The organism is Vibrio sp. R10-SG-ISO4 (assembly GCF_059834135.1).
Genome location: NZ_JCBDHJ010000022.1, coordinates 32,936 through 53,327, shown reverse-complemented (window position 1 = coordinate 53,327; position 20,392 = coordinate 32,936). Strand labels below are relative to the sequence as shown.

Genomic DNA, 20,392 nt, shown 5'->3' with positions numbered 1-20,392 from the left:
TTGCGTCGCATAGTAGGGGGATTGGCGTAAAAAGTCGATCATTGCGTCGGTGTTGCTGGCGTATGTGTTGTTTCGGGTTGCGCTTTTCTTGGGCCTATTGGTGGTGTGAATTGATTGATTAGCATTGAGAATTAGCAGCGAACCACGTATTGTCAAAGGCAACAGAGAAGAATGGATGGTGATTCACGGATGGAACTGTCATCGACCCCCACGTCTAAGCAGACACTTAAGCATAAACCTAAAGTGCTGGTGCTGTACGCGCACCCAGAGTCGCAAGGTTCAGTGGCCAATACGATCATGCTTAAGAAAATAGCCTCACTTGAGCACGTTACTGTGCGCGATTTGTACGCGCACTATCCTGAATTCTTTATTGATGTCGCTGCTGAGCACCAACTACTGCTCGAGCACGATGTGATTGTCTTTCATCACCCTCTTTATATGTACTCTTGCCCGGCGCTGCTCAAAGAGTGGATCGATCGCGTGTTAAGCAAAGGGTTTGCCTTTGGCAAAGGCGAAGCGCTCAAGGGCAAAGTGTGGCGCAGCGTGATCACCACAGGCGGTCATTTTGATGCGTACGCCAAATCGGGCTACAACCGCTATCCACTGTCCGAGATTTTGCAGCCGTTTGAGTTGACCGCCGCCTTGTGTCAAATGGAGTGGATTGAACCGCTGGTGCTTTACTGGGCGCGCAATGTGACTGACTTGGAGCGTTATCAACATGCCGAAGAGTACCGTCAATGGCTCAACGATCCGCTTGCGCCGATGACTACGGGGGCCGAGCTGAGCGAGGCGAAAGCGCGCTTACAAGGGGGGCAAGATGGCTCTGGAAAGTGATTTTCTGCAAAGCAGCGTGATTTTCCTGACCGCTGCGGTGGTGGCGGTGCCACTGGCTCAGCGTTTAGGCCTGGGCTCTGTGCTCGGTTATCTGTTGGCGGGCGTGGCGATTGGTCCTTGGGGACTGGGGCTGATTAGTGATGTGGAAGCGATTCTCCATTTTGCCGAATTTGGTGTGGTGCTGCTGCTGTTTTTGATTGGCCTTGAGCTCAATCCCAAAAAACTGCTGAAAATGAAAGGGCCGATTTTGGGCTTGGGCGGCGCTCAAGTGGTGTTGACTACGCTCGTATTGGCGAGTATTGCCAATCTCTTTGGCGTGAGTTGGCAAACCAGCGTGGTGATCGGTATGGGGTTGGCACTTTCGTCTACCGCCATCGCGTTGAAAGTGATTGAAGAGCAAGGGCTAGGCGGCAGTGAGGCCGGGCAATCAGGGTTTGCGGTGTTGCTGTTTCAAGATATAGCGGTGATCCCTATGCTGGCGGTGTTGCCGCTTCTGGCTGGGCACACCAGTGGTGATTGGCTCAGCGCCGTGTGGATGGTCGGCGGCGTGATAGGTTTGCTGGTCGGTGGTCACTATTTATTGCGCCCTTTGTTTCGCTACATCGTATTAAGTGGTGTGCGAGAGTTGTTTACCGCGTGTGCCTTGCTGCTGGTGATCGGCATCGCTTTGTTGATGCAGTCTTTGGGGCTATCAATGGCGCTCGGGACCTTTCTTGCGGGCGTGCTGCTGGCAGAAAGTGAATACCGACATGAGCTCGAGATAGCGATTGAGCCGTTTAAAGGCTTGTTGCTTGGGCTGTTTTTTATTGCCGTAGGCATGGCGGTCAACCTTGGTCTGTTGGCGCTAGAGCCGTTGGCGGTGCTGATATCGGTGATTGGCCTGGTATCGATCAAAGGGCTGATTTTGTACTTGCTGGCTAAGGCGTCGGGCAGCCGACCCAAAGCGCGCAGTAAAATGGCGGCCATTTTGAGTCAAGGTGGTGAGTTTGCGTTTGTGATTTTTACCGCTGCGAGCAGTCAAGGGTTGTTGAGTAAAGATCAAACCGCGTTTTTATTGGTGGTGGTCAGCCTCTCTATGGTCACCACGCCTTTGCTGTTGATGGCGCAGAACAAGTGGTATGCACGCGGGCTCAATACCTCAGGTCAGTCGGCGCAAAGCGACATCATCAACAAACGTCCGCGGGTGATCATTGCCGGTTTTGGGCGCTTCGGGCAGATTGTGGGCCGACTGATGTACGCCAACAAAATCAAAGTGACCGTGTTGGAAAGTGATGCCAGCCAAATTAAGCTCCTGCGTAAATATGGCTACAAGGTATTTTATGGTGACGCGACGCAACTGGATTTACTGCGTGCCGCCGGCGCCGACAAGGCGGAAGCGATGATCATCTGTACCGACTCACCGGATGAAATCATGAAGATCGTTGAGCTTTGTCAGCACTATTTTCCGCACCTAAAGCTGCTTGCTCGTGCGCGCAGCCGAGTGGAGGCGTATCAGCTTCTCAGTCACGGTGTAGACAACTATTCGCGCGAAACCTTTTTGGGCGCGTTAGACTTAGGGCGTCAAGCCTTGGTTGAGATGGGCATGCACCCCTATCAGGCCAAGCGTGCTGAGGCGCATTTTAGAAAGTTAGACAATGCGATGCTCAAAGAGCTTCTGCCGCAGCACAACGAAGATAAGCAGCTGGCGCTGAGAGCCAAAGAGGCGCGTAAAGAGCTGGAAGAGATTTTTGGTCGTGAGATGGAAAGCGACCAGCAATCGAAAAACTACTGGGATTGAGCCCATCAAGCTCTAAACTTCCCATAACCCATAACCCATAACCCATAACCCTACAAACCCAATAACAAGAGCACCATGAAAAAACGATTTATAGCTGGGGCGAGTTGCCCACATTGCCAAGCTCAAGATACCCTGCGCTGGTGGATAGAGAACAATATCGAGTGGGTCGAGTGCGTGGAATGCCAGCATACCGATCAACGAAAACCGCAAGAGGTGGAGAAAACGCCCCATGCTGGTCAAGATATGATCGGTATTTTTAAGCCAGATTGATTGAGTTTATAAAAATCATCCCCATAATGTCCGCTTAGACGACACTATTTTACGGAGCGTTTGTGTTGCTCTGTTATTCACTCTCCTTGGAGTCATTATGAAAATCGAAAAGAACGTAGTTGTAAGCCTTGCTTACCAAGTGAAAATGGAAGACGGCGTTGTCGTTGACCAATCAACTGCCGATGCGCCGCTAGATTACCTACACGGTAACAACAACCTGATCACGGGTTTGGAAACTGCGCTTGAAGGCAAAGAAGCAGGTGCGAAGTTCTCTGTGACGGTTTCACCAGAAGAAGCGTACGGCGAGCATAATGACGCATTGGTTCAGCGCGTTCCTGCTGACGTATTCCAAGGTGTGGATCAAATTGAAGTGGGCATGCGCTTTCTAGCAGACACTGACCAAGGTCCTATTCCTGTCGAAGTGACAGAAGTAGACGGTGATGAAGTGGTGGTTGATGGTAACCATATGCTTGCGGGTCAAACACTGACGTTTGATGTGGAAGTGGTTGCGCTACGCGAAGCGACAGCGGAAGAGATCGAGCACGGTCACGTACATCAAGCAGGTGGCTGTGGTCATGATCACGACCACGATCACGAAGGCGGCTGTTGTGGCGGTGAAGGCCATGACCATGGCGAGAAAAAAGACGGTTGCTGCGGTGGCGGTGGTTGCGGCTCGCATTGATCGCAAGTGCCTAGTTTCTAGTTTCTAGTGCCTAGTTCCTAGAGGTAGGCAGAGAGACTAAAGAAGCTACCAGGAGCGTGAGTTGAGTGATCGACTTGCGCTTTTTTGTTGTTTGGGGATAGGGTGACTGAGCAACATCAAGGAGAAAAGAGTGAATTCACCAATTTCAATCGCCATACATGGCGGGGCAGGGACCATACTGCGAGAGCAAATGAGCGACTCACTAAAAGCGGCCATATTGTCTGATTTGGAGAGCGCGGTGCGCGCTGGGCACTGCTTGTTAGCGGCCGGTGGCGACGCGCTCGATGCGGCGGTCGCGGCGGTGAAAGTGCTGGAAGACTCGCCGCACTTCAATGCAGGGAAAGGCTCGGTGCTGACCCACAAAGAGTTTGTCGAGATGGATGCCTCAGTGATGCATGGCGCCCAGTGTGATGCTGGCGCGGTGGCGGGGGTGCGCCATATTAAAAATCCGGTAGAAGTTGCCCGCTCAGTGATGCAGCAGAGCGACCATGTGCTCTTGATCGGAGAGGGCGCGGAAGCGTTCGCCTTTGAGCACGGCTATACCTATACCGAGCAAGATTACTTTTTTACCGAGCGCCGCTATGAGCAGCTTCAGTCGATGAAAGAGAAAGGGATGTTTGCCCTGTCGGAGTCGCGCTATCCGGATGACAACAAGTACGGCACGGTCGGAGCGGTGGCGCTCGATGCCAACGGGAATTTGGCAGCGGCAACCAGCACCGGCGGTATCACCAACAAGAAGTATGGCCGAGTCGGTGACTCTGCGTTGATTGGCGCGGGCACGTACGCAGAAAATGGCGTTGTGGCGGTCTCCACCACGGGAATGGGTGAGTACTTCATTCGCAAAACCGTGGCCGTTGATGTTGCGGCGCGCATGCGCTATCTCAAGGAGAGCGTCCAGCAAGCCAGCGACAGCATCATTCAAGGGGAGCTCAAATCGTTAGGTGGAGAAGGTGGCCTGATTGCTCTCGATGCGCACGGGCAAGTGCACTTTGCCATGAACAGCTCAGGCATGTATCGCGCTAGTATTGATGCCGCGGGTAATTTATGTGTGAAAATTTACGCCGATGAATGAAAGCCGACACTGACTGTGAGTCAAAATGGATAATAGGATCTGAAAATCTCGTTGCGTACCAGAGCACTAGCGGGGTTTCCTTTGGGATGATTAAAAAATGACTGCACGAAGTGTGATTCGGTGCTAGAATCCTTTTTTAACTAGCAATCAGACTTGGAAAGATGGGAAATAACGTAGTCGTTCTGGGCACCCAATGGGGTGACGAAGGTAAAGGTAAAATCGTAGACCTTTTAACTGAAGATGCAAAATATGTGGTTCGCTACCAAGGCGGTCACAACGCAGGTCACACTCTAGTCATTGACGGTGAAAAAACCGTTCTCCACTTAATTCCATCAGGTATTCTTCGCGATAACGTTAAATGTGTTATCGGTAATGGCGTTGTTCTTTCGCCAGAAGCGTTACTGAAAGAAATGAAACCTCTTGAAGAGCGCGGCATTCCAGTGCGCGAGCGTCTTTTCATTTCTGAAGCCTGTCCTCTTATTCTTCCATACCACATCGCTATGGACCAAGCGCGTGAAGTTGCGCGTGGTAAAAAAGCGATCGGTACAACAGGCCGTGGTATCGGTCCTGCGTATGAAGATAAAGTGGCGCGCCGTGGTCTTCGTGTTGGCGATCTGTTCGACATGGACGCGTTTGCTGAGAAACTGAAAGAAGTGATGGAATACCACAACTTCCAGCTTGTGAATTTCTACAAAGCGGAAGCGGTGAGCTATGACGAAGTGCTTGAGCAAGCGAAAGGCTACGCAGACCTTCTCACTTCTATGGTGATTGATGTCACTGACGAACTGGATGCGGCTCGTAAGCGCGGCGACAAGATCATGTTCGAAGGTGCACAAGGCACACTGCTTGATATCGACCACGGTACTTACCCATACGTGACCTCATCGAACACTACAGCAGGTGGTGTTGCGGCAGGCTCTGGCTTTGGTCCTCGTCACATTGGTTACATTCTTGGTATCGCGAAAGCGTACTGCACACGTGTTGGTGCAGGCCCATTCCCGACGGAACTGTACGATGGTCAAGACAAGCAAGATCCTATCGGTAAACACCTAGGCACGGTTGGCCACGAGTTTGGTGCAACGACAGGTCGTCTACGTCGTACCGGTTGGTTTGACGCTGTGGCAATGCGCCGCGCGATCCAAATCAACTCAGTGTCCGGTTTCTGTTTGACGAAATTGGACGTACTGGATGGCTTGAAAGAGCTGAAAATCTGTACGGGTTACAAGATGGATGATGGCGCTATCCTTGAAGTGTCACCAATGGCGGCAGAAGCGTTCGAGAAGGCAACCCCTATCTACGAAACCATGCCTGGTTGGTCTGAGAACACCTTCGGTGCCAAGTCTATCGATGATTTGCCTCAAGCTGCGCTGAACTATATCAAGCGTATTGAAGAGCTCACCGGCGTGCCTGTTGACATCATCTCAACCGGTCCTGACCGTAACGAAACCATCATCAAAGTTCACCCGTTTAACGCCTAATCTAGGCTGGCATTCCTAATAGCTAATAGCTAATAGCTAATAGCTGCCACAACAGTGAATAGTGAATCTGATAAACCAGCGCCCTTGCGCTGGTTTTTTTACGTCTTTACAGCTTGAATTCTCTCCCTTTCGCGGCAACAATTTGCCTTGTAGCGGCAATTTTGATTAAAGAGTTATCAATCTTGGTCGATATAAGGTTCAAGCTTGCCACCTCTTTCGCCGGTTTGTTGGCGTCGACTCCAGCAGTGGAGTCAATCGGTGGTGGTCGCTCGCAATTGAGGTGTGGTGTTGAGTCGCGCATCCCAGTTAACAATGGACAAACAATCGAAGTAAAGAGTGCAGATAATGACGCTAAAAATGTTAGCGGCTTCGATGGTATTGATGTTGGGCGCTCAAACGGTCACCGCGAATGAGCTAGCGGAGATTGGTGAACCGGTCCCGATTTATACCGAAGCTGAACTGATCAAACTGATTAACGACAACAAGCACCTTGAGCAAGTCAAAGCCGACAAATGTCAGCTGGTGGAAGACATTGTCGCGCGCGCAACGCGCATTAGCCTACCGTCTTACGAGTTTTTGTATGGCGATATGTTGGCGTGGGGTGTGTGTGTGGAGCAGGATGTGGAACTGGGTCTCTACTATATGGAGAACGCTGCCCATCAAGGTTTACCTGCCGCGCTGGAGCAGCTCGGGCGTTACTACTCTCGAGGCACCTTGGTACAAGAAGACAAAGAGCGCGCGATTCCTTATCTGCGTGAAGCCGCTGCGATGGGCAACCTGAACGCGCGTATTCATCTGGCAGAATTGCTGCTGCGTGATTATGGCAGCCCGCTCGATTATGAAGATGCCTACCGCTGGCTCTACAACTCCGTCACCGCGGATCAGCGCACCCACAAACGCATCTCTATTTTGCGTCAGGGGCTGGAGCGCCGTATGCCGCAAAACATCATCGCGCGCGCCAAAAAACGCGACACGTTCTGGTAACGCACTCGTTCTGCTAGGGGGCGGGGCTCGCGCTAGCAGGCGACGGACTTAGAATTCGAAACAGACACCACGCGGCTTATCCAACCTGCACTCTGGATTGGCCTTTGTGGCCAGTGATGGTGATACTCAGCTCGGCTGGGTATTTTGCTTTTATCTCCTCACCTTTTATCCGCTAACCCTTCTACTTGCAAACTCTGCCTAAAAAGACCACCTTTCACTTTAAAAACGCTAGCTTAGTATTAAAAGCTCACTTGAGCCGATATACTGTTATTAACTCCTCTGGAAAAAATAGGCGTGCCTATGTCTGACACAATGCCCAACGATCCTTTTGCCGATCGTGAATCTGAAAATTACGAAAACCCCATCCCAAGTCGTGAGTACATTCTTGAGTATCTCACTAACGCGGGAGTGCCCATGAACCGCAACGATCTGTTTGAGGCGCTCAAACTCGAAGGCGAAGAGCAATACGAAGGTTTGCGCCGCCGTTTGCGCGCGATGGAGCGTGACGGGCAGTTGGTGTTTACGCGCCGTCAATGTTACGCCTTGCCAGAAAAACTCGAGATGGTGAAAGGCTATGTGATTGGCCATAAAGACGGTCATGGTTGGGTCAGACCGGAAGGCAGTGTCGGCAAAGATAACGACATCGTGTTGCCGCATCATCAGATGAAAAACATCATTCATGGTGATTACGTCTTAGTGCAACCGACCGATAACTCGAAGCGCGGCCGCAAAGAAGGGCGCCTGGTGCGTGTGTTGGAAGAGCGTCAGACGCAGATCGTCGGCCGCTTTTTCATGGAGTATGGCTACTCCTATGTGGTGCCGGATGACTCTCGAATTAGCCAAGATATTTTGATTCCTAATGACCAGCGAGCAGGGGCTCGTATGGGCAACGTGGTCGTAATTGAATTGACCGACCGTGGCTCACGCTCACGTGGCATGATGGGCAAAGTGGTTGAAGTTTTGGGTGAGAATATGGCGCCAGGTATGGAGACGCAAATTGCCATTCGTACCCACCAAATTCCTCACGAATGGCCCGAAGCGGTTGAGAAGCAGATTGAAGGCCTGGGTGAAGAGGTCCCGGAAGAGGCGAAAGTCGGTCGTGTTGACTTGCGCGACTTGCCATTGGTCACCATTGATGGCGAAGACGCGCGCGATTTCGATGATGCTGTCTACTGTGAAGCGAAGAAAGGGGGCGGCTGGCGTCTCTGGGTGGCGATTGCGGATGTCAGCTATTACGTTCGTACCGATAGCGCGTTAGATAAAGAGGCCATCAACCGTGGTAACTCGGTCTACTTCCCATCACAAGTGGTGCCAATGTTGCCTGAGGTACTCTCTAACGGACTCTGTTCACTGAATCCACAGGTGGACCGCTTGTGTATGGTGTGCGAGATGACCATCTCAGAAACCGGCAAGCTGTCAGGCTACAAGCATTACGAAGCGGTGATGAATTCTCACGCGCGTCTGACCTACAGCAAAGTGCATGACATCCTCGAAGGGGATGAAGAGCTGCGTGAGCGCTACCAAGCTTTGGTGCCGCATCTTGAGCAGCTGCACGCGATGTACAAAGTGCTAAAAGAAGCGCGCGATCAGCGTGGGGCGATCGAGTTTGAAAGTGTCGAAACCAAATTTATCTTCAATGCGCAGCGTAAAATCGAAAGTATTGAGCCTGTGGTGCGTAACGATGCGCACAAGATCATTGAAGAGTGTATGATTCTGGCCAACATCGCCTCGGCTTCCTTGGTGGAAAAAGCCAAAGAGCCAGCGCTATATCGTATTCACGAAACGCCGGGCGAGGAGCGCTTAACGGGCTTTAGAGATTTCTTGGCTGAGCTTGGCTTGGATTTGAAAGGCGGTTTGGAGCCTTCTCCTACGGATTATGCGGATTTGATGAAGCATATCGGTGAGCGCCCTGATAAAGAGCTGATTCAAACCATGCTACTACGCTCGATGAAGCAAGCGGTGTACAATGCCGACAACTGTGGCCACTTTGGCTTGGCGTTGAAGCGTTACGCGCACTTTACGTCGCCGATTCGTCGTTACCCAGACTTGCTGCTTCATCGCGCGATTAAGTATTTGATTGCCAAACAAGCGGGCACTAATCACGATCGCTGGACCCCAACAGGCGGCTACCACTATTCATTTGATGACATGGACTTCTACGGTGAGCAGTGTTCGATGACCGAACGCCGCGCTGATGACGCGACGCGTGAGGTGTCGGATTGGCTCAAATGTGAGTACATGCAAGATCATGTTGGTGAAGAGCTAGACGGTGTGATTGCCAACGTCACGGGCTTTGGCTTCTTTGTCCGTTTGAGTGAGTTGCACATCGATGGCTTAGTGCACATCTCTAACTTGGCGAACGACTACTATCAGTTTGATCCAATCGGCCAGCGCTTGATCGGCGAGAGCTTTGGCGCCATTTATCGTCTTGGCGATAGCGTCAAAGTGAAGGTGCTGTCGGTTAACTTGGACGACAGACAGATCGATTTTGAGTTGGTGGAAAGTAGCCGAGTGCCACGTGGTAAAGGCAAAACGTCGAAAAAACGCGCGGCAGAAGCGCAGCGTAAAGCAAAAGAGAAGAAGCGTAACGCCAGCGGAAAAGGCGAGCGCCGCGCCATCCCTGCAGTGGAGCCGACTAAGCGTCCTGACACTGAGCGCGGTAAAGCGGGCGCGAAAGGTCAGTCTCGTGGCGACGCGAGCGCTGAGGGGGCGAAAAAGCCAAAAGTCAAAAAGGCCATCAAGAAAAAGCCCGGTCGTAAGCCGAAAAAAGCCACACGATAATCTATCGAAGAGAGGGGCGCATCACGCCTCTCTCTTGAATCAAAACAGGTTAACTAATGAGTAACGAATTTATTTATGGCATCCACGCCGTCAAAGCAGTGTTGGCCAAAGAGCCTGAACGTTTTGTTGAAGCGTATGTTCTTAAAGGGCGTCAAGACGACCGCCTGCTACCTATCCTCAACGAGTTGCAAGCGGTAGGCGTTTCCATCCAGCAGATGACGCGCAAAACCCTCGACGACAAAGCGCATGGCGCCAATCACCAAGGTGTGATTGCTCGTGTTAAGCCCGCCAAGCCGCTCAACGAGCATGATTTGGATGACATTATCGCCAAGCACGACAATCCACTGCTGCTAGTACTGGATGGGGTGACCGATCCCCATAACTTAGGTGCTTGCCTACGTAACGCTGATGCGGCGGGTGTTTGCGCGGTCATCGTGCCGAAAGATAAGTCGGCGCCAATGACGGCAACGGTTAGCAAAGTGGCGTGTGGCGCAGCAGAAACCGTACCCTTAGTGCGCGTGACTAATCTGGCGCGCACGATGCGCAGCTTGCAAGAGCAGGGCATCTGGTTTGTCGGCACCGCTGGCGAGGCGACGCACGATATCTATCAAGCCAAACTGACTGGCCCACTGGCCATCGTCATGGGTGCCGAAGGAGACGGCATGCGCCGCCTAACGCGCGAGACCTGTGATGACCTAATCAAAATCCCAATGGCCGGCTCAGTCTCGAGCTTAAACGTCTCGGTTGCTTCAGGCATCTGCCTCTTCGAAGCCGTCCGTCAGAGGTTGGGGTAAGGTCCTAGTGGCGAGTGCCTAGTTCCTAGAGGGCGACTTCTAGGAACTAGGCACTTCTTTTCACTTTTTTCTTCTCCCCCTCTCACTTTCTTTAAGCACCCCTCTGGCTCTCTATACGCTCCTTCTAGGAACTAGAAACTAGGCACTTCTTTTTCTCCCCCCTCTTTTTCTGCGACTATTTTTCAAACAACCCTTGCATGTGAAACTGTGATCTGTATAATTCCCCGCACTGGTTAAGCCAGTTGTGAACCAATGAGCAGCGAGGAGCTGATTTACCGCTTGGTAAATTAGGTAATGTAAACTCAGCTTATGTTCGCGGTTAATACAATTAGTTCACCTCTTGAAAACAAACAGCAATGTTTCTCTTCTCGAGAGCTAATCGAAAATTAGCTGACAATGCGTCCTAATCTTGGATGCTACGGTTTCACATAAATCAATCGTACATTCTCTCGCCTTAGCGAGTCTGAGTGGCGATATTGTTTGTGTAATAAATAACTATTGGAGCTCTGTCTCATGCAGAACCAACGTATTCGTATCCGCCTAAAAGCTTTCGATTACAAACTAATCGACGCTTCTACAGCGGAGATCGTTGAAACAGCTAAGCGCACTGGCGCACAGGTTCGTGGTCCAATCCCACTGCCAACTCGTAAAGAGCGTTTCACAGTTCTTATCTCTCCACACGTTAACAAAGATGCTCGTGATCAGTACGAAATCCGTACTCACAAACGTCTAATCGACATCGTTGAGCCAACAGACAAAACTGTTGATGCTCTGATGCGTCTAGACCTTGCAGCGGGCGTTGACGTACAAATTAGCCTAGGTTAAGGGAGATTAGAAGAATGATTGGTCTAATCGGTCGTAAAGTGGGCATGACCCGCGTATTTACTGAAGATGGCGTTTCTATCCCAGTTACTGTTGTTGAAGTTGAAGGTAACCGCGTTTCTCAAGTGAAAACTCTTGAAACAGACGGCTACGCAGCAATTCAGGTAACTGCTGGTGCTAAGAAAGCCAACCGCGTAAACAAAGCTGAAGCAGGTCACTTTGCTAAAGCTGGCGTTGAAGCTGGTCGTGGTCTTTGGGAATTCCGTTTGGAAAACGGCGAAGAGTTTGAAGTTGGCGCTGAGCTAACTGTTGAACTGTTCAACGAAACTAAGAAAGTAGACGTTACTGGTACATCGAAAGGTAAAGGCTTCCAGGGCGCTGTTAAGCGTTGGAACTTCCGTACTCAAGATATGACTCACGGTAACTCATTGTCTCACCGTGCTCCTGGTTCTATCGGTCAATGTCAGACTCCAGGTCGCGTATTTAAAGGCAAGAAAATGGCAGGTCACATGGGTGCTGAGCGTGTAACGACTCAAAACCTAGAGATCGTACGTGTTGACGCTGAGCGCAACCTGCTTCTTATTAAAGGTGCAGTCCCAGGCTCAACTGGCGGCAACGTGATCGTTAAACCAGCTGTTAAAGCATAACGTCTCAGGAGTAAGTAATGGAACTAATGGTTAAAGGTGCTGATGCACTAACTGTTTCCGAAACTACTTTCGGACGTGAGTTTAACGAAGCTCTTGTACACCAAGTAGTTGTTGCGTACGCAGCAGGTGCTCGTCAAGGTACTCGTGCTCAAAAAACACGTTCAGAAGTTTCTGGCGGTGGCGCTAAGCCATGGCGTCAAAAAGGTACTGGCCGTGCTCGTGCTGGTACAATCCGTAGCCCAATCTGGCGTACAGGTGGTGTTACTTTTGCTGCGAAACCACAAGATCACAGCCAAAAAGTAAACAAGAAAATGTACCGTGGTGCTATGAAGAGCATTCTTTCTGAGCTAGTTCGTCAAGAGCGTCTAATCGTTGTTGATAACTTCTCAGTTGAAGCGCCAAAAACTAAAGAGCTTGTAGCTAAGCTGAAAGAGCTTGAGCTAACTGACGCTCTAATCGTGACTAGCGAAGTAGATGAGAATCTATTCCTAGCGGCTCGTAACCTATACAAAGTTGACGCACGTGATGTTGCTGGTATCGACCCAGTTTCACTGATCGCGTTCGACAAAGTTGTAATGACTGCTGAAGCAGTTAAGCAAGTTGAGGAGATGCTAGCATGATCACTGAAGAGCGTATCCTAAAAGTTCTACGTGCACCGCACATCTCTGAAAAAGCAACGATGGCTGCTGAGAAAGCGAACACTATCGTTTTCAAAGTAGCAAAAGATGCGACTAAGAAAGAGATCAAAGCAGCCGTAGAAAAGCTATTTGAAGTTGAAGTTAAGTCTGTAAATACTCTTATCACTAAGGGTAAGACCAAACGTCAAGGTCTACGCCAAGGTCGCCGCAGCGACGTTAAGAAAGCGTACGTTACTTTGAAAGAAGGTCAAGATCTTGACTTCGTTGGCGGTGCGGAATAACAGGAGTAGTTAAACAATGGCTATTGTTAAATGTAAGCCGACTTCCCCTGGTCGTCGTCACGTAGTTAAAGTTGTTAACGCTGACCTTCACAAAGGTAAGCCTTACGCACCTCTTCTAGAGAAAAACTCTAAGAACGGTGGTCGTAACAACAACGGTCGTATCACAGTACGTCACATCGGCGGTGGTCACAAACACCACTACCGCGTTATCGATTTCAAACGTACTAAAGATGGCATTCCAGCGAAAGTTGAGCGTCTAGAATACGATCCAAACCGTAGCGCAAACATCGCTCTAGTTCTGTACGCAGACGGTGAGCGTCGTTACATCATTGCACCTAAAGGTGTTCAAGCTGGTGATCAGATCCAATCTGGTGTTGATGCGCCTATCAAAGCAGGTAACACCCTGCCGATGCGCAACATCCCTGTAGGTTCTACTGTTCACTGTGTTGAACTTAAGCCTGGTAAAGGTGCTCAGCTAGCTCGCTCGGCTGGTGCATACGCTCAAATCGTTGCTCGCGACGGTGCGTACGTGACTATCCGTCTACGTTCTGGTGAGATGCGCAAAGTATTGTCTGAAGGCCGTGCAACAATCGGTGAAGTAGGCAACGCTGAGCACATGCTACGCGAACTAGGTAAAGCTGGTGCTAACCGCTGGCGCGGTGTTCGTCCAACCGTTCGCGGTGTGGTAATGAACCCAGTAGACCACCCACACGGTGGTGGTGAAGGCCGTACATCTGGTGGTCGTCACCCAGTTTCTCCTTGGGGTATGCCAACTAAAGGCTTCAAGACCCGTAAGAACAAACGCACTGACAAGTACATCGTACGTCGTCGTAACAAGTAATCTATATAAGAGGATAAGCCATGCCACGTTCTCTCAAGAAAGGTCCATTTATTGACCTACACTTGCTGAAGAAGGTAGAGAAAGCGGTGGAAAGCGGAGACAAAAAGCCTATTAAGACTTGGTCCCGTCGCTCAATGATCATTCCAACAATGATCGGTTTGACCATCGCTGTCCATAATGGTCGTCAGCACGTTCCAGTTTTCGTTACCGAAGAAATGATCGGTCACAAACTGGGTGAATTCGCACCAACACGTACTTACCGCGGTCACGCTGCGGATAAGAAAGCTAAGAAGCGTTAAGGAGTAGATGATGGAAGCAGTAGCTAAACATAACTTTGCTCGCATTTCGCCTCAGAAAGCTCGCTTAGTTGCAGATCAAATTCGTGGTAAATCAGTTGATCAAGCTCTAGAAATCTTGACGTTCAGCAACAAAAAAGCGGCTGAACTGATCAAGAAAGTTCTTGAATCAGCTATCGCGAACGCGGAGCACAACGAAGGTGCAGATATCGACGATCTATCAGTCGCTAAAATCTTCGTAGATGAAGGCCCGATCATGAAGCGTATTATGCCTCGTGCTAAAGGTCGTGCGGATCGTATCTTGAAGCGTTCAAGCCACATCACTGTTGTTGTTGCAGACGCTTGAGACTAGGAGAGTAAGCAATGGGTCAAAAAGTACATCCTAATGGTATTCGTCTAGGCATCGTTAAGCCTTGGAATGCTACATGGTTTGCTAACACCAAAGAATTCGCTGACAACCTAGACGGCGACTTCAAGGTACGTCAGTTCCTAACTAAGGAACTTTCGAAAGCGTCTCTTTCACGTATCGTTATCGAGCGTCCTGCTAAGAGCATCCGTGTGACTATTCACACTGCTCGTCCAGGCGTTGTTATCGGTAAGAAAGGTGAAGACGTTGAGAAGCTACGCGCAGCTGTAGCTAAAATTGCAGGTGTACCAGCGCAAATTAACATCGCTGAAGTACGTAAGCCTGAACTGGATGCGCAACTTGTTGGTGACAGCATCGCGTCTCAGCTAGAGCGTCGTGTGATGTTCCGTCGTGCTATGAAGCGCGCGGTACAAAACGCAATGCGTCTAGGTGCTAAAGGTATCAAAGTGGAAGTAAGCGGTCGTCTAGGCGGCGCTGAAATCGCACGTTCAGAGTGGTACCGTGAAGGCCGTGTGCCTCTACACACTCTACGTGCTGACATTGATTACGCAACTTCTTCGGCTCACACCCAATACGGTGTAATCGGCATTAAAGTTTGGATCTTCAAAGGTGAGATCCTAGGCGGCATGCCAGCAGCTAACGCTGTAGAGCCTAAAGGCGACAAGCCTAAGAAGCAGCGCAAAGGCCGTAAGTAAGGAGTCGACAGATGCTACAACCTAAACGTACTAAGTTCCGTAAGGTTCAGACTGGTCGTAACCGTGGTCTAGCTAAAGGTACTGATGTAAGCTTCGGCGAATTCGGTCTTAAAGCTGTTGGCCGTGGTCGTCTAACTGCTCGTCAAATCGAAGCGGCACGTCGTGCAATGACACGTCACGTTAAGCGTCAAGGTAAAATCTGGATCCGTGTGTTCCCAGACAAGCCTATCACAGAGAAACCACTTGAAGTTCGTCAAGGTAAGGGTAAAGGTAACGTTGAGTACTGGGTAGCCCAAATCCAACCTGGTAAGGTGATGTACGAAATGGGTGGTGTACCTGAAGAATTGGCACGTGAAGCGTTCCGCCTAGCGGCTCGTAAACTGCCATTCAAGACGACATTTGTAACTAAGCAGGTGATGTGATGAAAGCACAAGATCTACGCGAAAAAAGCGTTGAAGAGCTAAATGCAGAGCTTCTAGGTTTGCTACGTGAACAGTTCAACTTGCGCATGCAAGCTGCGACTGGTCAACTACAGCAAACTCATACTCTGAAAGCTGTACGCCGTGATATCGCACGTGTGAAAACTGTTTTGACTGAGAAGGCAGGCGCATAATGAGCGAAGTAAAACGTACTCAACAAGGTCGTGTAATCAGCGACAAGATGGACAAGTCTATCACTGTTGCTATCGAGCGTTTCGTAAAACACCCAATTTACGGTAAGTTCGTAAAACGCACGACAAAAGTACACGCACATGACGAGAACAACGAATGTGGCCTAGGCGACAAAGTTGAAATCGCAGAGTGTCGTCCACTGTCTAAGACTAAGTCTTGGACTTTGGTGAAAGTTGTAGAAAAAGCGAAGATGTAATCTCGTTAATTCTATGATGAAACGGCTCCAAAAAGTTTTTTTGGGGCCGTTTATTTTTTGACTACCCAAGTGAAAAAAAGGGTGGTACAATTCGCGTCCCTTTTAAAGAGGCAGCCCGACCCGTGAGGGTCTAGTTTTTTTATATATTTAGCGGAGCACTAACATGATCCAAATGCAAAGTATGCTGGACGCAGCTGATAACTCAGGCGCTCGCAGCGTAATGTGTATTAAGGTTCTGGGTGGCTCTCACCGCCGTTATGCACATATCGGTGACATCATCAAAGTTACTGTTAAGGAAGCAATTCCTCGCGGTAAAGTTAAAAAAGGTGATGTACTGAAGGCGGTGGTAGTTCGCACCCGTAAAGGCGTACGTCGTCCAGACGGTTCTGTCATTCGCTTCGACCGTAATGCTTGCGTACTGTTAAATGACAATACTGAGCAACCAATCGGTACACGTATCTTTGGTCCTGTGACACGCGAACTTCGTAACGATAAGTTCATGAAGATTGTTTCACTGGCTCCAGAAGTTCTGTAAGGAGCACGTAAAGATGGCAGCTAAAATCCGTCGTAATGACGAAGTAATCGTTCTTGCTGGTAAAGATAAAGGCAAGAAAGGTAAAGTAACTAAGGTCCTAGCTACTGGTAAAGTTATCGTTGAAGGTATCAACCTTGTTAAGAAACACCAGAAACCTGTTCCTGCTATGGGTATCCAAGGCGGTATCGTAGAGCAAGAAGCAGCAATCGACGTTTCTAACGTGGCGATTTTCAACGCAGCTACTGGTAAAGCTGACCGTATCGGTTTCCGTATCGAAGATGGCAAGAAAGTTCGTTTCTTCAAGTCTAACGGCGAAACTGTTTCTAACTAATAGAAAGTAATTTGGAGTTCTACTATGGCGAAACTGCATGATTACTACAAGTCGTCTGTAGTCGCTGAACTGACCAAACAGTTCGGTTACTCAAGCGTCATGCAAGTCCCTAGAATCGAGAAAATCACCCTTAACATGGGTGTTGGTGAAGCAATCAACGACAAGAAACTGCTAGAAAACGCAGCATCTGATATGGCAACGATCTCTGGTCAAAAGCCACTTATCACTAAAGCGCGTAAATCTGTTGCAGGCTTCAAAATTCGTGAAGGCTACCCTATCGGTTGTAAAGTAACCTTGCGTGGCGAACGTATGTGGGATTTTCTTGAGCGTCTAATTTCGATCGCTCTTCCACGTGTACGTGACTTCCGTGGTGTTAGCGCTAAGTCTTTTGACGGTCGCGGTAACTACAGCATGGGCGTTCGCGAGCAAATCATCTTCCCGGAAATCGACTTTGATAAAGTTGATCGAGTACGCGGTCTAGACATCACTATTACGACGTCTGCTGGTACTGATGAGGAAGGCCGTGCTCTGCTGGCTGCCTTTAACTTCCCATTCCGTAAGTAAGGTGAAGGGTTACTGTTATGGCTAAAAATTCTATGAAAGCACGTGAAGCAAAGCGTGCGAAGCTTGTAGCTAAGTTCGCTGAAAAGCGTGCGGCTCTTAAAGCTATCATCAGCGATGTAAACGCATCTGAAGAAGATCGTTGGGATGCAGTGCTTAAACTGCAAACTCTTCCACGTGATTCAAGTGCATCACGTCAGCGCAACCGTTGTAACCAAACTGGTCGTCCACACGGTTACCTACGTAAGTTCGGTCTAAGCCGTATCAAAGTTCGCGAAGCTTGCATGAAAGGCGAGATTCCTGGACTTCGTAAGGCTAGCTGGTAATTGCCACTTAATCATTTGGAGTAAATCATATGAGCATGCAAGATCCGATTTCGGATATGCTGACCCGCATTCGTAACGGTCAGGCAGCAGACAAAGTCTCTGTTAAAATGCCTTCTTCAAAGCTTAAAGTTGCAATTGCTGCACTACTAAAAGCTGAAGGTTACATCGTTGATTTCGCTGTTGAAGGCGAAGTAAAACCTGAGCTAGAAGTTACTCTTAAGTACTTCCAAGCGAAACCAGTAATCGAGCAACTTAAACGTGTTTCTCGTCCAGGTCTACGTGTTTACAAGAAGAAAGATGAACTTCCTTCTGTAATGGGTGGTCTTGGTGTTGCTATCGTTTCAACTTCCAAGGGTCTGATGTCAGACCGTGCTGCACGTAAAGCAGGTCTTGGTGGTGAAATCATCGCTTACGTAGCGTAATAGGAGTAGAAAATGTCTCGTGTTGCTAAAGCACCTGTCGCTATTCCAGCTGGCGTAGAGGTGAAACTGAACGGCCAAGAAATCACTGTAAAAGGTGCGAAGGGCGAACTAACTCGCGTTCTTAACGACGCTGTTGTTATCGCTCAGGAAGAGAACAACCTTACTTTCGGTCCTAAAGAAGGTGTTGCTAACGCATGGGCTCAAGCAGGTACTGCTCGCGCTCTAGTGAACAACATGGTTGTTGGTGTTACTGAAGGCTTTACCAAGAAGCTAACTCTTAAAGGTGTTGGTTACCGTGCTGCTATCAAAGGCAACGCTGTAGGTCTAACACTAGGCTTCTCTCACCCAGTTGAGCACGAGTTGCCAGCGGGTATCAAAGCTGAGTGTCCAAGCCAAACTGAAATTGTTATCACTGGTTGTGACAAACAACTAGTTGGTCAAGTTGCGGCTGACATTCGTTCTTACCGTGAGCCTGAGCCATACAAAGGCAAAGGTGTTCGTTACGCAGATGAAAATGTGCGTACTAAAGAAGCTAAGAAGAAGTAAGGTAACACTATGGATAAGAAAGCATCTCGCATCCGTCGTGCTACACGCGCACGTCGTAAGATTGCAGAACTGGGTGCAACTCGCCTAGTAGTACACCGTACTCCTCGTCACGTGTACGCACAGGTTATCGCATCAAACGGCTCTGAGGTAATCGCAGCAGCTTCTACTGTAGAAAAAGCGATCCGTGAGCAAGTGAAGAACACTGGTAACATCGATGCAGCAAAAGCAGTAGGTAAAGCTATTGCAGAGCGTGCGCTTGAAAAAGGCGTTGACGCAGTTGCATTTGATCGTTCTGGTTTCCAATACCACGGTCGAGTAGCGGCGCTAGCAGAATCTGCTCGCGAAGCTGGTCTGAAATTCTAAGGTAGGGTTGGAAGATGGCTAAAGAACAACAAGTTCAAGCGAATGATTTGCAAGAAAAGCTAATCGCAGTTAACCGTGTATCTAAAACGGTTAAAGGCGGTCGAATCATGAGCTTTACTGCACTAACTGTAGTTGGTGACGGTAACGGTCGCGTAGGTTTCGGTTACGGCAAAGCCCGTGAAGTACCTGCAGCGATTCAAAAAGCAATGGAAAAAGCACGTCGTAACATGACTACGATCGCGCTTAACGAAGGCACACTTTTCCACCCGGTAAAAGGTCGCCACTCGGGCTCTAAAGTTTACATGCAGCCAGCGGCTGAAGGTACAGGTGTTATCGCAGGTGGTGCGATGCGTGCAGTACTAGAAGTAGCAGGTGTACACAACGTACTATCTAAAGCATACGGTTCTACGAACCCTATCAACATCGTTCGTGCGACGATCGATGCGCTAGGTAGCATGAAGTCACCAGACATGGTTGCTGCTAAACGTGGTCTAACTGTTGAATCTATTTCGGAGTAAGAACACCATGGCAACTATTAAAGTTACTCAAACTAAAAGCTCAATTGGTCGCCTACCAAAGCACAAAGCTACTTTGCGTGGTCTGGGCCTTCGTAAAATCAACCATACAGTAGAACTTGAAGATACTCCGTGTGTACGCGGTATGATCAACAAGGTTTACTACATGGTTAAAGTTGAGGAGTAATCAGAATGCGTTTGAATACTCTAGCACCGGCTGCGGGCGCTAAGACTCCTGCGAAGCGAGTTGGCCGTGGTATCGGTTCTGGCCTTGGTAAAACTGGTGGCCGTGGTCACAAAGGTCAAAAATCACGTTCTGGCGGCAGTGTTCGTCCAGGTTTTGAAGGCGGTCAGATGCCTCTAAAACAACGTCTACCTAAGTTCGGTTTCACTTCTCGTAAGAGCCTAGTGTCTGCTGAAGTTCGTCTAGCTGAGCTAGCGAAAGTAACAGGTGACGTGGTTGACCTAAACAGCCTTAAAGCTGCTAACGTCATCACTAAGAACATCGAATTTGTAAAAGTTGTTCTTTCTGGTGAAATTAACAAAGCAGTGACTGTTAAAGGTCTACGTGTGACTAAAGGCGCTAAAGCTGCAATCGAAGCTGCAGGCGGTAAAATCGAAGAATAATCTTCGAAGGAAGGGTACA

The 20,392-nt window shown here is 49.4% G+C and carries 30 protein-coding genes; all 30 read left to right on the top strand.

Annotation, left to right across the window (positions count from 1 at the left end):
• Positions 1-189: 189 nt before the first annotated feature.
• Positions 190-834, top strand: a complete 645-nt coding sequence (kefG, locus tag AC6R03_RS16200) for a glutathione-regulated potassium-efflux system ancillary protein KefG (RefSeq protein WP_500630366.1) — start codon at positions 190-192, stop codon at positions 832-834.
• Positions 818-2,611, top strand: a complete 1,794-nt coding sequence (gene kefB, locus AC6R03_RS16195; RefSeq protein WP_500630339.1) for a glutathione-regulated potassium-efflux system protein KefB — start codon at positions 818-820, stop codon at positions 2,609-2,611. Before kefG ends, kefB begins: the two co-directional genes overlap by 17 nt.
• Positions 2,612-2,686: 75 nt before the next feature.
• A complete protein-coding gene (locus AC6R03_RS16190) occupies positions 2,687-2,881 on the top strand; it encodes a YheV family putative zinc ribbon protein (protein ID WP_334554646.1) in 195 nt (64 codons plus the stop codon).
• Positions 2,882-2,978: 97 nt separating this feature from the next.
• Positions 2,979-3,563: a peptidylprolyl isomerase gene (gene slyD / locus AC6R03_RS16185; RefSeq protein ID WP_487903342.1), complete on the top strand. Its 585-nt coding sequence runs from the start codon at positions 2,979-2,981 to the stop codon at positions 3,561-3,563.
• 151 nt (positions 3,564-3,714) lie between these two features.
• A complete protein-coding gene (locus AC6R03_RS16180; RefSeq protein ID WP_500630338.1) occupies positions 3,715-4,656 on the top strand; it encodes an isoaspartyl peptidase/L-asparaginase family protein in 942 nt (313 codons plus the stop codon).
• A 161-nt stretch (positions 4,657-4,817) separates the two neighbouring features.
• On the top strand, positions 4,818-6,134 hold the full coding sequence (locus AC6R03_RS16175) for an adenylosuccinate synthase (RefSeq protein WP_334554640.1): 1,317 nt from the start codon (positions 4,818-4,820) through the stop codon (positions 6,132-6,134).
• A 345-nt stretch (positions 6,135-6,479) separates the two neighbouring features.
• On the top strand, positions 6,480-7,118 hold the full coding sequence (gene motX / locus AC6R03_RS16170; RefSeq protein WP_500627516.1) for a flagellar protein MotX: 639 nt from the start codon (positions 6,480-6,482) through the stop codon (positions 7,116-7,118).
• Between the two features lie 300 nt (positions 7,119-7,418).
• Positions 7,419-9,899 (top strand): ribonuclease R, encoded by a 2,481-nt coding sequence (gene rnr / locus AC6R03_RS16165; RefSeq protein ID WP_500630337.1) that lies wholly within the window; start codon positions 7,419-7,421, stop codon positions 9,897-9,899.
• 56 nt (positions 9,900-9,955) lie between these two features.
• The gene (rlmB, locus tag AC6R03_RS16160; RefSeq protein ID WP_334554633.1) at positions 9,956-10,693 is read left to right on the top strand and encodes a 23S rRNA (guanosine(2251)-2'-O)-methyltransferase RlmB; all 738 of its coding nucleotides are present in this window, start codon (positions 9,956-9,958) and stop codon (positions 10,691-10,693) included.
• Positions 10,694-11,206: 513 nt separating this feature from the next.
• Positions 11,207-11,518 carry a 30S ribosomal protein S10 gene (gene rpsJ / locus AC6R03_RS16155; RefSeq protein WP_001181007.1) on the top strand — a complete coding sequence of 104 codons (312 nt, stop codon included), beginning with the start codon at positions 11,207-11,209 and terminating at the stop codon, positions 11,516-11,518.
• 14 nt (positions 11,519-11,532) lie between these two features.
• Positions 11,533-12,162: a 50S ribosomal protein L3 gene (gene rplC / locus AC6R03_RS16150; protein ID WP_500630336.1), complete on the top strand. Its 630-nt coding sequence runs from the start codon at positions 11,533-11,535 to the stop codon at positions 12,160-12,162.
• A 17-nt stretch (positions 12,163-12,179) separates the two neighbouring features.
• Positions 12,180-12,782, top strand: coding sequence for a 50S ribosomal protein L4 (gene rplD / locus AC6R03_RS16145; protein WP_005379556.1), 603 nt, complete (start codon positions 12,180-12,182; stop codon positions 12,780-12,782).
• The gene (rplW, locus tag AC6R03_RS16140) at positions 12,779-13,081 is read left to right on the top strand and encodes a 50S ribosomal protein L23 (protein ID WP_004398471.1); all 303 of its coding nucleotides are present in this window, start codon (positions 12,779-12,781) and stop codon (positions 13,079-13,081) included. The genes rplD and rplW overlap by 4 nt, the downstream gene beginning before the upstream one ends.
• 16 nt (positions 13,082-13,097) lie before the next feature.
• On the top strand, positions 13,098-13,922 hold the full coding sequence (gene rplB / locus AC6R03_RS16135) for a 50S ribosomal protein L2 (protein WP_334554627.1): 825 nt from the start codon (positions 13,098-13,100) through the stop codon (positions 13,920-13,922).
• Positions 13,923-13,942: 20 nt separating this feature from the next.
• The gene (gene rpsS / locus AC6R03_RS16130; protein WP_005435078.1) at positions 13,943-14,221 is read left to right on the top strand and encodes a 30S ribosomal protein S19; all 279 of its coding nucleotides are present in this window, start codon (positions 13,943-13,945) and stop codon (positions 14,219-14,221) included.
• 10 nt (positions 14,222-14,231) lie between these two features.
• Positions 14,232-14,564, top strand: a complete 333-nt coding sequence (gene rplV / locus AC6R03_RS16125) for a 50S ribosomal protein L22 (RefSeq protein ID WP_334554973.1) — start codon at positions 14,232-14,234, stop codon at positions 14,562-14,564.
• A gap of 17 nt (positions 14,565-14,581) precedes the next feature.
• Positions 14,582-15,280 (top strand): 30S ribosomal protein S3, encoded by a 699-nt coding sequence (gene rpsC / locus AC6R03_RS16120; RefSeq protein WP_334554625.1) that lies wholly within the window; start codon positions 14,582-14,584, stop codon positions 15,278-15,280.
• 11 nt (positions 15,281-15,291) lie between these two features.
• Entirely contained in the window at positions 15,292-15,702 is a 411-nt protein-coding gene (rplP, locus tag AC6R03_RS16115) for a 50S ribosomal protein L16 (RefSeq protein WP_005379577.1), read from the top strand.
• The gene (gene rpmC, locus AC6R03_RS16110) at positions 15,702-15,893 is read left to right on the top strand and encodes a 50S ribosomal protein L29 (protein WP_334554623.1); all 192 of its coding nucleotides are present in this window, start codon (positions 15,702-15,704) and stop codon (positions 15,891-15,893) included. The genes rplP and rpmC overlap by 1 nt, the downstream gene beginning before the upstream one ends.
• Positions 15,893-16,147 (top strand): 30S ribosomal protein S17, encoded by a 255-nt coding sequence (gene rpsQ / locus AC6R03_RS16105; RefSeq protein WP_500627519.1) that lies wholly within the window; start codon positions 15,893-15,895, stop codon positions 16,145-16,147. Before rpmC ends, rpsQ begins: the two co-directional genes overlap by 1 nt.
• Positions 16,148-16,310: 163 nt before the next feature.
• Positions 16,311-16,682: a 50S ribosomal protein L14 gene (gene rplN / locus AC6R03_RS16100; RefSeq protein WP_334554619.1), complete on the top strand. Its 372-nt coding sequence runs from the start codon at positions 16,311-16,313 to the stop codon at positions 16,680-16,682.
• Between the two features lie 13 nt (positions 16,683-16,695).
• Complete coding sequence (gene rplX / locus AC6R03_RS16095; RefSeq protein ID WP_334554617.1) at positions 16,696-17,013, top strand: 50S ribosomal protein L24; 318 nt, start codon at positions 16,696-16,698, stop codon at positions 17,011-17,013.
• A 24-nt stretch (positions 17,014-17,037) separates the two neighbouring features.
• Positions 17,038-17,577, top strand: coding sequence for a 50S ribosomal protein L5 (gene rplE / locus AC6R03_RS16090; RefSeq protein WP_334554615.1), 540 nt, complete (start codon positions 17,038-17,040; stop codon positions 17,575-17,577).
• 17 nt (positions 17,578-17,594) lie between these two features.
• On the top strand, positions 17,595-17,900 hold the full coding sequence (gene rpsN / locus AC6R03_RS16085) for a 30S ribosomal protein S14 (protein WP_334554612.1): 306 nt from the start codon (positions 17,595-17,597) through the stop codon (positions 17,898-17,900).
• 29 nt (positions 17,901-17,929) lie between these two features.
• Positions 17,930-18,322 (top strand): 30S ribosomal protein S8, encoded by a 393-nt coding sequence (rpsH, locus tag AC6R03_RS16080; protein ID WP_500627520.1) that lies wholly within the window; start codon positions 17,930-17,932, stop codon positions 18,320-18,322.
• A 12-nt stretch (positions 18,323-18,334) separates the two neighbouring features.
• The gene (rplF, locus tag AC6R03_RS16075) at positions 18,335-18,868 is read left to right on the top strand and encodes a 50S ribosomal protein L6 (RefSeq protein WP_334554608.1); all 534 of its coding nucleotides are present in this window, start codon (positions 18,335-18,337) and stop codon (positions 18,866-18,868) included.
• Positions 18,869-18,877: 9 nt separating this feature from the next.
• Positions 18,878-19,231, top strand: coding sequence for a 50S ribosomal protein L18 (rplR, locus tag AC6R03_RS16070; protein WP_334554606.1), 354 nt, complete (start codon positions 18,878-18,880; stop codon positions 19,229-19,231).
• A gap of 14 nt (positions 19,232-19,245) precedes the next feature.
• Positions 19,246-19,749 carry a 30S ribosomal protein S5 gene (gene rpsE, locus AC6R03_RS16065; RefSeq protein WP_500627521.1) on the top strand — a complete coding sequence of 168 codons (504 nt, stop codon included), beginning with the start codon at positions 19,246-19,248 and terminating at the stop codon, positions 19,747-19,749.
• Positions 19,750-19,756: 7 nt separating this feature from the next.
• A complete protein-coding gene (rpmD, locus tag AC6R03_RS16060) occupies positions 19,757-19,933 on the top strand; it encodes a 50S ribosomal protein L30 (RefSeq protein ID WP_000201159.1) in 177 nt (58 codons plus the stop codon).
• Between the two features lie 5 nt (positions 19,934-19,938).
• Entirely contained in the window at positions 19,939-20,373 is a 435-nt protein-coding gene (gene rplO, locus AC6R03_RS16055; protein WP_500627522.1) for a 50S ribosomal protein L15, read from the top strand.
• The last annotated feature ends 19 nt before the right edge of the window (positions 20,374-20,392 follow it).